This window comes from Micromonospora sp. WMMD737, assembly GCF_049179055.1.
Taxonomy (GTDB): domain Bacteria; phylum Actinomycetota; class Actinomycetes; order Mycobacteriales; family Micromonosporaceae; genus Micromonospora; species Micromonospora reichwaldensis.
Genome location: NZ_JBMHMH010000001.1, coordinates 4,665,657 through 4,678,757, shown reverse-complemented (window position 1 = coordinate 4,678,757; position 13,101 = coordinate 4,665,657). Strand labels below are relative to the sequence as shown.

Here is a 13,101-nt window from a genome sequence, read left to right as displayed (position 1 = left end):
GTGACACAGCGCACCGAGGCAGCCGGCGTCGAGGGACGCCGGCTGTTCCACCGCGACTTCTCCCTCTGGTACGTCGCCCGATCGATCTCGGTCGCCGGGACCGCCGCGAGCGCCGTCGCCCTGCCGCTGCTGGTCTACCGTACGAGCGCCTCCCCGACGCTGACGGCGGCGGTGGTCGGCCTCGAAGCCCTGCCGTACCTGTTGTTCGGGCTCTTCGCCGGCGCCGCCGCGGACCGCCTGCCGCGCAAGCGCATGATGATCACCGCCGACGTGTGCTGTGCCCTCCTGCTCGCCACCGTGCCGGTCGCCGCGCTGTTCGACGCGCTGGCCTCCTGGTACCTGCTCGTCGTGGCGTTCGGCGTGGGCTGCGGCTTCTGCTGGTTCGACGCCGCGGCCTGGGGCACCTTCGTCCGCATCGTCGGCAAGCCGGGGGTCACCCGGGCGAACAGCCTCATCTGGTCCACCGAGATCGTGCTGGAGATCGCCGCGCCGGCCGCCGCCGGACTGCTGGCCGCGATCGCCGACCCCACCCTGGTGCTGGCCGTCGACGCCGCCACCTATCTGGTGTCCGCCGCGCTGCTCGCCCAGATCCGGACCAGGTCGGATCCGGGGCCGACAGTGGCCCGCCGGCTGCGGGCCGAGATCCTCGAAGGAGTGCACTACCTCTGGCGAACGCCGGTCCTGCGTACGCTGACCGCCGCGGGCTTCGGCCTCAACGTCGCCGCCGGCGGCGTGCTGGGTCTGCTGGTCGTCCACGCCGACCAGGCTCTCGGCCTGAGTCCGGAGGACCAGCGCCTGGGTCTGCTCTACGCGGCCGCCGCGGTCGGCTCGCTGATCGCCGCCGTCCTCCTGCCCCGGGCCAGCCGTCGGGCCGGCCAGGGAACGGTGTCCATCGCGGGGCTCGTCATCTTCGTCGCGGCCCTCATCGGCCTGGCCGGCACCTCGGCGTTCACCCTGGCGCTGGCCGGATGGGCGATCTGGGCCGTCGCGCGCCTGACCGTGAACGCGAACGGCATCACCGTGCGCCAGCTGCTCACCCCCGATGCGTTGCAGGGCCGCGTCAACACCACCGGACGCATGCTGGCCTGGGGTGGCACTCCGTTCGGCGCCCTGATCGGCGGACTGGCCGCGGACACCTACGGGGTCCGGGTCGCGTACCTGATGCTGGCTGTGCCCGTCGTGCTCAGCCTCGCCCTGGTCGTCGCCTCACCGGTGCGTGGCCTGCGCATCGCGGTCGACTAGCCCCTCACCCCGCGCGTCCACCGGGTCCCCGCGTGGTCAGCCTCGTCAGGACGCCCACGAGCACGACCAGGGCGATGACCTGCGTGACGGCCACCGCAGTCGTCAGACTCGCCGGCGACAGCTCGTACAGGAATCCGGCTGCGGCACCGCCGGCCAGTGCCCCTGCGCCCTGCACCGCGGCGAACACCCCGTACGCGGTCGCTCTGCGGTCCCGAGGCACGAGATCGGCGACGAGCGCCTTGACGGTGGAGTCCTGCACACCCACGGCGGCACCCCACAGCAGGACCCCCGCCGCTGCCAGCGGCAGACCACCGGCGAACAGCAGGGCGGGCACGGCGGCGATAAGTGCCGGGAGCGCGATCAGCACCCGTGGGCCGGTCCGGTCGTAGAGAGCGCCGGTGAGGAGGGCGGCGAGCGCACCGGCGGCCATCGCGGCCGCGTACATCAGCGGCACCGTCGCGGTCGCGACGACGCCCGCGCGGACGAGGTGGAAGCCGATCAGCCCGAAGGTCACCAGGCCGGCTGTGCACAGCGCCATCGCCGCCGCGAACCAGTGGAACATCGCCGGCAACGGCGCCCGCCGCGCCGCCCGGGTGGCCTGCGGGTCGGATGACGCCGAGGGGGTGCCGCCGGCCGGTGCGGTGCTCGCGGCCGGCATGTCGGTACGCGCCCGGACGGCGAGCAGCAACAGCATCGCGACGACGCCTGGCAGGGCAAGGACGGCCAGCGCCGGCCAGAGGGCCCCCGCGGCCATCGCGACGACCGCGGCGACGAGCAGCGGACCGGCGAAAGCGCCGACCTGGTCGAGTGCCTTGTGCACGCCCAGCCCTCGACCCAACCCGACGCGGCTGGCGGCGTCGGCCAACAGCGCCGACTTGGCCGGACTGCGGACCGCCTTGCCCAGCCGTTCGGCGAGGATCAACGCGGCGGCGACGGCCAGACCCGCGCCGCCCAACAGCGGCGTGAAGGCGAGCAGCGGTACGCAGACCGCGGTCAGCCCGTACCCGAGGAGGGTCAACGACCAGTACCGGCGGGTCCGGTCCGCAAGCGGCCCGGACACCAGCCGCAGCAGCAGTGCCGCCGCCTCGCCGGCGCCGGTGACCAGCCCGACGACGACAGCGGAGGCGCCCAGTGAGGCCAGCAGCGGCCCGTACACGGAGCGGGCACCTTCGTACACCATGTCGGCGGCCAGGCTCACCACGCCGAACCCGACGACGACCCGCCACGCCGAGCCGTTGCCTGCGGCCACACCTGCCCGGGACCGCAGCGGGCCGCGGACCACCGTCCGCTCGCCTGCGGCGCCGCCAGCGGCATCCACCCCAGCGGCGTCATCCCCACGACCCACGTCCGAACGCACGTCGGCATTATCCGCAGCGGGTGGCGGCAGGGAAGCAGGGCAGGTCTCGGGTGGCCGCTCCGGCGACCCTCGTCGCAGGCCGTCGTTGGCCGGTGCCGCTCTGTGCCGCGTACGCCCGCTGGGCGGCCGACGGGCGGCCGACGGGCGGCCGACGGGCGGCGACGGCCGTCGCGGCCGATACTTGGTCGATGACCAACCCTGATCTCGACCCGGAGTTGTATCCGCCGCTCGATCCCCGGGAGCCGGTGCCCGACGACGCGGCGCAACTACTTCCCGATACGCCCGACGAGCTGCCGGAAGCACCCGCCGAACCGCTTCCGGACGACGGTGACCAGTCCGGCGGGGTCCGCGAACCGGCCTGATCGGCTGCGCGGGCCGGAGGCCACCGGGACGCGGGAGATTGTGCTCGTCCATCGCTGCGGCCTGATACCGCTCTGACGACCGCCGCGGATCGGCGACGGTCACGGTGGCGCGTGGCGAGCCGCTTCGGCGCCACATCAGATGCGCTCCGCAGCGATAGGACCGGGCGCGCACGGGTTTTCGCACATGACTCCGAACGCAACACGCGGCTGAGGTGTTCGATGTGTTGTCTACGCCTGCGTGGTGATGTTCAATCAGGGCATGACGATCAGCGACCGCCATCGGCGGATCCTCGACGCGGTGCAGCAGGCCGGTCAGCTCGGCGTCCCCCAGCTCGCCGAGCTGACCGGCACCTCCGAGATGACCGTTCGGCGGGACCTGGAGCAGCTCGCCGACCAGGGGATGCTTGAGCGTTACCGCGGGGGCGCCCGCAGCCTCACCCTCCGTGGCGAGGCGCCACCGTTCGCCGTGCGCTCGCACGAGGGCCAGGACGCCAAGCGCCGGATCGCCGCGGCCGTCGCCGATCTGATCGCCGACGGTGAAGCGGTCGTCGTCGACAGCGGTACCACCTGCCTGGAGGTCGCCCGGCTGCTCGTCCCGCGTCGGCTCACCGTCATGCCGCTCTCGATGCACGCGGCCAACGCCCTGACCGGTGCGCCTCAGCTGCGGCTACTGCTGCCCGGCGGTGAGCCCCGTCGTGACGAGCTCGCTCTCACCGGACCGCTCGCCGAGGCGTCCCTGGCCGCGCTGCGTTTCGACACCGCGATCCTCGGCTGTTGCGGCCTGACCGCCGACGGGCTGACCGCCTACGACCTCGCCGACGCCGCCATGAAACGGGCGATCATCGCCTCGGCCCACCGCGTCATCGTGGTCGCCGACCCCGCCAAGTTCGCACGCACGGCCCTGGCGTTCGTCGCGCCCGTGTCCGCGATCAGCATGGTCGTCACCACCGACGACGTGGCCGAGGACGACGCGAACGCACTCGTCGCCGCCGGCACGATCATCCACAGGGCGTGACCGTCATGCCCGACGTCATCCTGTTCGATCTGTTCGGCGTCATCGCCTGCCACCAGTCCGCACCGGACAAACGCGCGCTCGAGGCGGTCGCGGGCGCCCCCGCCGCGACCTTCTGGGACGTCTACTGGCGGCTACGCCCGCCGTACGACAGGGGGCAGGTCGCCGGCCCCGGGTACTGGCGCCAGGTCGGTGCCGAACTCGGCACCACCTTCGACGACGACCGGATCACCGCGCTGATCGCCGCGGACGTCGCCAGCTGGGCCAGCGTCGACACCGACATGATCCGGCTGATCGAGCGGGCCGCCGCCGCAGGCGTACGCCTGGCCCTGCTCTCCAACATCCCCGAGGAACTCGCCAGCCACTACGAACACCACCACGCCCAGTGGCTGCGGCACTTCGAACTCGTCGCGTTCTCCTCCCGCATCGGCCACGCCAAGCCGGAGCCCGCGGCCTTCCTCTGGTGCTGCGACAGGCTCGGCGTGCCACCCGGCAGCGTGCTCTTCATCGACGACACCACCGTCAACATCCACGCCGCCGAACGCCTCGGCATGCACACCCACCAGTTCACCGGGCCTGCCGGGGCGGCCCGGGCGATCAGCCGGGTGCAACCGGGGTGGTCATGGTCCGACGCCATGCCCTAGCAGGCCGGACGATGCTGGGCTGATGCGTCTGCCGCTACATCCGTCCGCGGCGCATGCCGTAGGGGATGCCGACGGCCAGGACGAGAATCAGCACCGCACCGATGGCTGCCATCGTGGTGCCGCGGGAGTCGCCCCCGGCCATCCGCAAGACTCCCCATACCAACACGATCACCGCCAGGATCCCGGAGGCTGCCGCCAGCGCCCGCATCACGTTCTTGCTGTAGGGGCCGCCGGCGTCCGGCGTCGGCTGATTCGTCATCCCATCCTCCATCCCGGGGCCGCGTCAGCGGGTCGAACGGGGGGCCGCAGCGCCAGGAGATCGCTCGCGATGACTCCGGCGCTTGTGCCTCACTCCTGCCCCTTCGCCTATCGCGGCAAACCGGCGCCACAAGGCGACCGGAGCCACGCGCCACCCCGGGGAACCGTTCCGTCGTCGGGCCGCAGCCCGTTGCCAACGGCCATGCCTGTAGCCGCCAAGGGCGCCGGCGACGCGGACAGCGCGCTGCCGTATGCAACAAACCTGCACGTCTCCGCACTTGCTTCACAGGCAAGCGCTTTCCTAGCCTGTGTTTCATCGATGTTTCGATCCCTGGCCGGGCTGAGGGTACGGACACGAAGCCGCATGCGGTGTCGGGCTGTGCAGGCAGTGCCCCGCACCGTGCTCACTCCTGAGGAGTCCAACAGTGCGAACCACAGTGCGACACAAGCTTCTTGCCGGCGGCACCGCCGTGGCTGCCGCAGCCGCGCTCGCCGCGGCGCTGCCGATGACCCAGGCGTCCGGTGCGACTGGCGGCCCCAGTCCCGCATCGGTCGGCGTCAACGCGACAAACCTCAGCCTCGGAGCCGGCTCCGACGGCTCCAGCAAGGCCAGCGGCACCAGCTACGGCAACGTGCTCGACGGCAACATGAGCACCTACTGGTCGCCGACCGGCTCGACCGGCCGCATCTCGATCAAGTGGGACACCGCCACCACGGTGGCCTCGATCAACATCCGGGAGGCGGCCGGCGCCGTCGGGGTCATCGGCTCCTGGCGGGTCGTCAACAACGACACCGGCGCCACCCTGGCCAGCGGCAACGGGGCCGGGGTCATCAACTTCGCCGCCACGTCGCTGCGCAAGATCAACTTCGAGATCACCGGCTCGACCGGTACGCCGAGGGTCGCCGAGTTCGAGACGTACGCCTCGGGCGGGACCACCCCGCCGCCGACGACTCCGCCGCCGACCACGCCGCCGCCCACCACCCCGCCGCCGACCACGCCCCCGCCGACCACGCCCCCGCCGTCGAGCGGCACGCTGTACGTGGCGCCGACCGGCACCGACAGCGCGTCCGGCACGGAGGCGAACCCGACGACGCTCACCTCCGCGATCACCCGGATCACCGCCGGCGGCACGATCTACCTGCGCGGCGGCACCTACCGCTACTCGCAGACCATCACCATCGGCCAGGGCAACAACGGCACGTCGAGCGCGCGCAAGAACATCTTCGCCTACCCGGGCGAGACCCCGATCCTGAACTTCTCGGCCCAGAGCGAGGACCCGGCGAACCGTGGCCTCGCGTTGGGCGGATCGTACTGGCACATCCGCGGCATCGTCGTGGAGCGGGCCGGGGACAACGGCATCCTGCTCGCCGGCAACAACAACATCATCGAGCGTACGGTGACCCGCCACAACCGGGACTCGGGGCTCCAGCTCTCGCGGCTGGTGGCCAACGCGCCCCGCGACCAGTGGCCCTCCAACAACCTCGTGGTCAGCACCGTCTCGCACGACAACGTCGACTCCGACGGTGAGGACGCCGACGGGTTCGCCCCGAAGCTCACCGTCGGCCCCGGCAACGTCTTCCGCTACACCGTGGCCCACAACAACATCGACGACGGCTACGACCTCTACACGAAGAGCGACACCGGGGCCATCGGCGCGGTGACCATCGAGTCCTCCCTCGCCTACGACAACGGCACCCTCAGCAACGGCGGCCAGGCCGGTGCCGGCGACCGCAACGGCTACAAGCTCGGCGGCGAGGACATCGGGGTGAACCACATCGTCCGGGGCAACATCGCCTACGACAACGGCAAGCACGGATTCACCTACAACCGCAACCTGGGCACGATGCAGGTGTCGAACAACGCCAGCATCGGCAACGCTGAGCGCAACTTCACCTTCGACGGCGGCTCCTCGGTGTTCCGGAACAACACCTCGTGCGACGGCGGCTCGAACGACAAGATCATCGGTAACTCCGACAGCTCGAACCAGTTCTGGTCCGGCACCAACGGATCCCGGTGCGCCCAGTACTCCGGCGCTTTGGGCTGGTCCTTCGCGTCCGACGGTCGCCTCGTGGTGACCTTCGGCGGCAGGGTCGTCACGCCGTAACGAAAGGTACGACGCCGGCGTCACCGCAGCGGTGGCGCCGGCGTTCCGTCCGGTGCGGCCGGCCGTCGCCGGGCTCGGCCGGGGAAGTGTGTGGTGCGGGTGGTCCCCGCCAGGAACCCGCCGGCGCGACCGACGGCACCGTGCCGGTAGGTAGGCATCGATATGTTTACATGCCTCCATCGACTCGTGTATGAAGGCTGCAAGCACGTCTGGGTGCTGGTTCCTCGGGAGGAGCGACGATGAAACATGCCATGCGCCGCCTACGAACGGCGGCGGTCGCGCTGGGCGCCTGCACACTCGGGCTGAGTCTGATGTCGGCACCCGCCGCCGAGGCGTACTCGGTGCAACCCCTCGCGCCGCAATCCGAACGGGCACCCGAATCGGAGCAGTTCTCGGCGGAGGGCGTCACCACGGTCGGTGAACTCCGTACCGTCACCGGCACGCTCTCCTCGGCCGGCGACGCCCGTACGCAGGTCATCCGGCACCCCGGCGCGTCGTACGTCAAGGTGCACTTCAGCGCGCTGCGACTGGCCCACGGCGACTACGTCACCGTGGCGAGCCCCGACGGCCGGGAGAGCTACCGGTACGACCGCTACCTGAACCGGGCGACCGGCGCGGACTACACCACCGACGGACAGCCGGGCTTCTGGGCGATGTCGGTGGAGGGCGACACCGCGGTGGTGACGATGCACAGCAGCCGCGCCTCCCGTGGCAACGTCGCGACCATCGACCGGTTCTGGCGCGGCTACGACCGCGCGGAGATCGCGCAGCACAACTTCTCCACGCAGTCCGTCTGCAGCACCGACGCCCGCCGCGACGTGGTCTGCTACCAGAACAGCCACCCCACCGAGTACGCCCGCGGCAGGGCCGTGGCGCGGCTGCTGATCAGCGGCGGCGGGATGTGCACCACCTGGCGGGTCGGCAACACCAACCGCATGCTGACCAACAAGCACTGCTTCTCCACGCAGGCCGCCGTCACCGGCAGCGAGATGCAGTTCAACTACCAGTGCGCCACCTGCGGCGGCTCGAACCCCGGCGCCGGCACCAAGGTGAGCGGGGCGACCCTCTACAAGGTGAGCAGCGGCGGCTCCAGCGAGCTGGACTACGCCCTGTACTCGGTGAACAACTTCACCAGCATCCAGAGCTTCGGCACGCTGTACCTGGCGACGACCGCCACCACCACCGGCACGCGGATGTACATCCCGGGGCACGGTGACGGCAGCCCGAAGCGACTGTCGATCTTCGAGGACACCCAGAACGGTGCGAACTGCACCGTGAAGAACGCGAACTACAACGCCTCGAACATCAGCTACAGCTGCGACACCTCCGGCGGCAACTCGGGCTCGCCGGTGCTGAACTCCAGCCACCGGGTGATCGCCCTGCACCACCTCGGCGGCTGCCCGTCGAACCAGGGCGCGAAGGCGCACCTGATCTACAACCAGATCGCCAGCCTGATCGACAACAACGGCTGACGACGACTGACGGCGGGCCGTCGGGGCGCGACACGACCCCGGCGGCCCGTCCGCGCGCTCATCGCCCCGGCACGCGCCAGTCGCGCGACCACGGGGACACGTCAGGCCGGCACCGGTTGATCGAACTGGGTGCGGTACAGCTCGGCGTACCGGCCGCCCCGGGCCAGCAGGTCGGGATGCCGGCCGCGTTCCACGATCTGGCCCTGTTCGAGCACCAGGATCTGGTCGGCGGAGCGGATCGTGGAGAGCCGGTGCGCGATGACCACGCTGGTCCGCCCGGTCAACGCCTCACCCAGTGCCGCCTGCACCGCCGCCTCGGACGTCGAGTCGAGGTGTGCGGTGGCCTCGTCGAGGATCACCACGCGCGGTCGGGAGAGCAGCAGCCGGGCGATGGTGAGCCGCTGCCGTTCGCCGCCGGAGAGGCGGTACCCCCGCTCGCCCACGACCGTCTCCAGACCGTCCGGCAGCGAGCGGATCAGGTCGGCCAGCCGCGCGCGCCGCAGCACGTCCCACAGGTCGTTCTCGTTGGCGTCCGGTCGGGCGTAGAGCAGGTTGGCGCGGATCGTGTCGTGCAGCAGGTGACCGTCCTGGGTGACCACCCCGAGGGCGTCCCGGACCGAGTCGCCGGTCAGGTCGCGGACGTCGCGCCCGGCGAGCCGGACGGCGCCGTCCTCCACGTCGTACAGGCGCGGCAGCAGTTGCGCGATGGTGGACTTGCCCGCGCCCGACGAGCCGACCAGGGCGACCATCTGTCCGGGCTCGGCACGGAACGAGATCCCGTGCAGCACCTCCTCGCCGCCGCGGGTGTCGAGCTTCGCCACGTCCTCCAGCGAGGCCAGGGAGACCTTCTCGGCCGACGGGTACCCGAAGCGGACGTCGTCGAACTCCACCGCCACCGGCCCGTCGGGCAGCGGTCGGGCGTCCGGCTTGTCCTCGATCATCGGCTTGAGGTCCAGGATCTCGAAGACCCGCTCGAAGCTGACCAGCGCGCTCATGATCTCCACCCGCGCGCTGGCGAGCGAGGTCAGCGGCGCGTACAGGCGCGACAGCAGCAGGGCGAGCGCGACGACCGCGCCGGCGTCGAGCTGCCCGCCGATGGCGTACACGCCGCCCAGGCCGTACACCAGGGCCAGCGCGAGGGAACCGACCACCGTGAGGGCCGTGATGAAGACGGTCTGCAACATGGCGGTACGCACGCCGATGTCGCGCACGCGCCGCGCGCGGGCGGCGAACTCGGCGGACTCCTCCGCCGGCCGCCCGTAGAGCTTCACCAGGGTGGCACCGGGCGCCGAGAACTTCTCGGTCATCCGGGTGCTCATCGCCGCGTTGAGGTCGGCCGCCTCCCGTTCGAGCCGGGCGAGCTTCCGGCCCATCCGCCGCGCGGGCAGCACGAAGATCGGCAGCAGCACCAGCGCCAGCAGGGTGATCTGCCAGGAGAAGGTCAGCATCACCGCGAGCGTCAGCAGCAGCGTCACGGCGTTGCCGACCACGCCCGAGAGCGTGTCGCTGAACGCCTGCTGCGCCCCGATCACGTCGTTGTTGAGGCGCGAGACCAGGGCGCCGGTGCGGGTCCGGGTGAAGAACGCGACGGGCATCCGCTGCACGTGGTCGAAGACGGCGGTCCGCAGGTCGAGGATCAGGCCCTCGCCGATCCGCGCCGACTGGTAGCGGGTGAGCAGCCCCAGCCCGGCCTCGGCGAGCGCGATCAGGGCGATCGCCACGGCCAGCCGCACCACCGTCGCCGTGTCGGTGCCGGAGACGATCGCGTCGACCACCCGCCCGGCCAGCACCGGTGCGGCGACGGTCAGCACCGCAGCCACGACGCTGCCTGCCAGGAACCACGCGAGCAGGCGGCGGTGCGGGCGGGCGAAGCCGCCGATCCGCCTCAGGGTCGCCTTGGAGAAGGGCCGCTGGTCACGCTGATGCATCGCGTGGTGCAGGGACATCCACGCGGTGACTTCCATGCTCATGCCGCGAACCTAGGACCTGCAGCGAGGTTGAGGTCAAGCGGATTCCGTCCTGGTTGGACGCCTCCGGCGCGGGCGATGCCCGCCTGACACCCCGGGCCGGGCGGTCCGTCCGGTCGCGGTCGCGCCCGAGTTGGGATACTGTGCGTGCTGTTTCCATCACGCTGTCGTCCGAAGGGGAACCCATGGGGAACCGTGAACCGGTCGCGGAACCGTCCTTTGCCAGCGAAGGCGCCAAGCCGATGCCCTGGTCGAAGGCGCATGAACGGCTGACCGAGGCGGGCGAGTTCTTCCTGTCCACCGTCCGCCCGGACGGCCGACCGCACGCCGTGCCGCTGCTGGCCATGTGGCTCGACGACGACGCCATGTACTTCTGCTCCAGCGAGTCCGCCCACAAGGTCGACAACCTGGCCACCAACCCGCACTGCGTCCTCACCGTCGGCAGCCCCGAGCTGGACCTGTCCGTCGAGGGCACGGCGTCGCGGATCACCGACCCGGCGTCGCTGAAGCGCGTCGCCGAGGCGTACGGGGAGAAGTACGGCTGGGAGGTGACCCCGGTCGACGGTGGGATCGACGGCGACGGGATCGGCCCGTCGCCGTACCTCGTCTACCGGGTGGCTCCCGCCAAGGTCGTCGGCATGGACAAGGAATCCGGCTTCGCCGCTACCCGGTGGCGGTTCGAGTGAGCGCGTCGGCCGGACGCGTGGACTGAACGCGCAGCCGGGACGGGCGGGCGGTGCGGCGCAGCCACCAGTACGCGATGGCCACGTTCACCAGCGTGCTGCCCCATCCGTTCACCTCGGCGGCCACGATCGGATTGAGGGACCATCCGGTCGCCGCGCTCACCAGGAAGATCACCCGCCCCCACACGGTCTGCAGCGCGAACGCGAAGCTGTAAACCATCCACTTGCGATGCTCGGCGTAGCGACGCCGCCGGGCGGCGCGGAAACCGAGCACGGTCGTGACGATCCATCCCACGGACGCCAGGGCGCTGCCGAGCAGCCCGTTCGGTATCGCGGCGAACGGCATGAGGGCGAGCCCCAGCAGGGCGGCCGGGAGGGCGCCGGCGAACACGTACAGCCGGCCGCTGGTCCGGTGCACCGCGGGATAGCGCAGCCGCAGCCACGGCCAGACCTGGAGGCACAACGTCACCAGCGCGATGGTGCCGAAGAGGATGTGCACCACCAGGACGGAGTAGTGCGCGGTGAACCCCTCGTTGAGGATCACGCGCGCCTGGGTCGGGTCGAGGCGCAGGTACGGCGGCAGGACGAACAGCAGGAACCCGGCGACGAGCGCCACCAGCGGCACGATCCACGGCCGCCGCCACCACGGTCCGGACGACCCGCCGGCCCCCGTCCTGCCCGTCGGCCGCCGGGACTCCTCGTCCTGCCGGGCCGGGCGGCCGGCCTCCTCCACATACTGGGTCACGGTGGTGTACCTCCCAGGTCCGGGCGCTTCGCGCGGCGGTCTGCTTCGACCCCGTGTGCCTTTTCAACCTAGAGTCCGACAACCCGGCATATTTCTTTCAACGTGCTCCACTCGCCGTCGGCCCGCTCCACACCTCGAAGCAGGCCGATGACGTGGTCGCGCCTGCGCGGCACCGCGCGACACCGGGGGCGCGGCCGTCGGGTTGGTATCCTTCGCCGTGTCGGCCCACCTGGCCGGCCTGGGCCCCCGCGCCGCGCGTGACCACCGCCCCGGGCGGCCGTCGACCACCCGGAACAGCTCAGGACAATCGAGAGCCGAGGCGACGATGACCACCTTCAGTTGGTCGGAGCTTCGGCGCCGGCCAGTCCACGAGGACGACCACCTGCTCGTGCTCGACAAGCCGCCGGGCATCTCCGTGATGGGCGAGCGGCACGCCGAGTCCCTGACCGACCTGGCCGCCGCCGCCGGGGAGCCGGTGCACTGGGTGCACCGCATCGACAAGGTCACCTCGGGGCTGCTGCTGCTGGCCAGGACGCCGTCGGCGCACGCCTCGCTGACCCGGCAGTTCGCCAACCGGGGCGCCGACAAGCGCTATCTGGCCTGGGTCGAGGGGGCGCGACTGCCCGAGAACGGCACCATCGACCTGCCGCTGCGGCCGGGCCGCAAGGGCACCATCCGCATCGCGGGCGAGCGCGAGGCCATCCGCTACGACGCCGACCGCCGCCGCTTCGCGCTGCCGGAGTCGGCCGTCGACCGGTCCAAGCCCTCCTACGAGTCCCGTACCGACTTCGCCACGGCGCTGGTCAGCGGCGACCGTACGCTGCTGGTGCTCAAGCCGGTCACCGGCCGGCGTCACCAGATCCGCGTCCACCTGGCGTGGCTCGGCTTCCCGATCGTCGGCGACCCGCTGTTCCACCGCGGGCAGGCGGACCAGCGGACGTACCTGCACTCGTGGGGCTGCGAGATCACGTGCGACTGGCGCGACGAGCCGCGTACCCGGTTCTGGGCCGCGCCTGGCGAGGAGTTCCTCGACGTCTTCGCCGAGGGCCGCAAGCCCCGGCTCGACGACGCCCTCGACGCGCTGACCGCCTGACCGTCCGACCCGGCCGCCGGCGTCCCCGGTCGAAGCGGCCGCCGGAAGTTCCAGCGGCGGCAGACCGGAGGTGTCGTTTCCGACAGATCCGGCCCCTTGTTCCGGCTCGCCATAGCGGCGCGGCGGGCCCGACCATTAGGCTCGATTGCTGAGTGGAGCAG

At 71.5% G+C, this 13,101-nt stretch carries 12 protein-coding genes; 8 read left to right on the top strand and 4 right to left on the bottom strand.

Features of this window, described 5'->3' with window-relative positions; all coding sequences use genetic code 11:
* Window positions 1-1,242 carry an MFS transporter gene (locus ACN27A_RS20500; RefSeq protein ID WP_421455860.1) on the top strand — a complete coding sequence of 414 codons (1,242 nt, stop codon included), beginning with the start codon at window positions 1-3 and terminating at the stop codon, window positions 1,240-1,242.
* Between the two features lie 4 nt (window positions 1,243-1,246).
* Here ACN27A_RS20500 and ACN27A_RS20495 read toward each other — a convergent pair whose 3' ends face one another.
* Window positions 1,247-2,422, bottom strand: coding sequence for an MFS transporter (locus ACN27A_RS20495; protein ID WP_421458540.1), 1,176 nt, complete (start codon window positions 2,420-2,422; stop codon window positions 1,247-1,249).
* Between the two features lie 365 nt (window positions 2,423-2,787).
* On the opposite strand from ACN27A_RS20495, the gene ACN27A_RS20490 reads away from it, so the two are divergent.
* The 3 genes from ACN27A_RS20490 (at window position 2,788) to ACN27A_RS20480 (ending at window position 4,617) form a co-directional block, all read left to right on the top strand.
* Entirely contained in the window at window positions 2,788-2,961 is a 174-nt protein-coding gene (locus ACN27A_RS20490) for a hypothetical protein (protein WP_192581334.1), read from the top strand.
* Between the two features lie 259 nt (window positions 2,962-3,220).
* Window positions 3,221-3,976, top strand: coding sequence for a DeoR/GlpR family DNA-binding transcription regulator (locus tag ACN27A_RS20485; protein ID WP_421455857.1), 756 nt, complete (start codon window positions 3,221-3,223; stop codon window positions 3,974-3,976).
* A gap of 5 nt (window positions 3,977-3,981) precedes the next feature.
* Window positions 3,982-4,617 carry an HAD family hydrolase gene (locus tag ACN27A_RS20480; RefSeq protein ID WP_421458538.1) on the top strand — a complete coding sequence of 212 codons (636 nt, stop codon included), beginning with the start codon at window positions 3,982-3,984 and terminating at the stop codon, window positions 4,615-4,617.
* A gap of 34 nt (window positions 4,618-4,651) precedes the next feature.
* Here the strand turns inward: ACN27A_RS20480 and ACN27A_RS20475 are convergent, their stop codons facing one another.
* Window positions 4,652-4,876 carry a hypothetical protein gene (locus ACN27A_RS20475; RefSeq protein WP_421455855.1) on the bottom strand — a complete coding sequence of 75 codons (225 nt, stop codon included), beginning with the start codon at window positions 4,874-4,876 and terminating at the stop codon, window positions 4,652-4,654.
* Window positions 4,877-5,300: 424 nt separating this feature from the next.
* Between ACN27A_RS20475 and ACN27A_RS20470 the strand changes: the two genes are divergently transcribed.
* Together ACN27A_RS20470 and ACN27A_RS20465 are read left to right on the top strand one after the other, a co-directional pair.
* Window positions 5,301-6,980 carry a cellulose-binding protein gene (locus ACN27A_RS20470; protein WP_421455852.1) on the top strand — a complete coding sequence of 560 codons (1,680 nt, stop codon included), beginning with the start codon at window positions 5,301-5,303 and terminating at the stop codon, window positions 6,978-6,980.
* Between the two features lie 239 nt (window positions 6,981-7,219).
* Window positions 7,220-8,452, top strand: coding sequence for a trypsin-like serine peptidase (locus ACN27A_RS20465; RefSeq protein ID WP_357578447.1), 1,233 nt, complete (start codon window positions 7,220-7,222; stop codon window positions 8,450-8,452).
* Between the two features lie 101 nt (window positions 8,453-8,553).
* On the opposite strand, the gene ACN27A_RS20460 is transcribed toward ACN27A_RS20465, so the two are convergent.
* The gene (locus ACN27A_RS20460; RefSeq protein WP_421455849.1) at window positions 8,554-10,422 is read right to left on the bottom strand and encodes an ABC transporter ATP-binding protein; all 1,869 of its coding nucleotides are present in this window, start codon (window positions 10,420-10,422) and stop codon (window positions 8,554-8,556) included.
* Window positions 10,423-10,661: 239 nt separating this feature from the next.
* Between ACN27A_RS20460 and ACN27A_RS20455 the strand changes: the two genes are divergently transcribed.
* Window positions 10,662-11,105, top strand: a complete 444-nt coding sequence (locus tag ACN27A_RS20455) for a pyridoxamine 5'-phosphate oxidase family protein (protein ID WP_421455846.1) — start codon at window positions 10,662-10,664, stop codon at window positions 11,103-11,105.
* On the opposite strand, the gene ACN27A_RS20450 is transcribed toward ACN27A_RS20455, so the two are convergent.
* Complete coding sequence (locus ACN27A_RS20450) at window positions 11,083-11,847, bottom strand: DUF2306 domain-containing protein (RefSeq protein WP_421455842.1); 765 nt, start codon at window positions 11,845-11,847, stop codon at window positions 11,083-11,085. The genes ACN27A_RS20455 and ACN27A_RS20450 overlap by 23 nt on opposite strands.
* A 325-nt stretch (window positions 11,848-12,172) precedes the next feature.
* On the opposite strand from ACN27A_RS20450, the gene ACN27A_RS20445 reads away from it, so the two are divergent.
* Window positions 12,173-12,940 (top strand): RluA family pseudouridine synthase, encoded by a 768-nt coding sequence (locus tag ACN27A_RS20445; protein ID WP_421455839.1) that lies wholly within the window; start codon window positions 12,173-12,175, stop codon window positions 12,938-12,940.
* Window positions 12,941-13,101 lie beyond the last annotated feature (161 nt).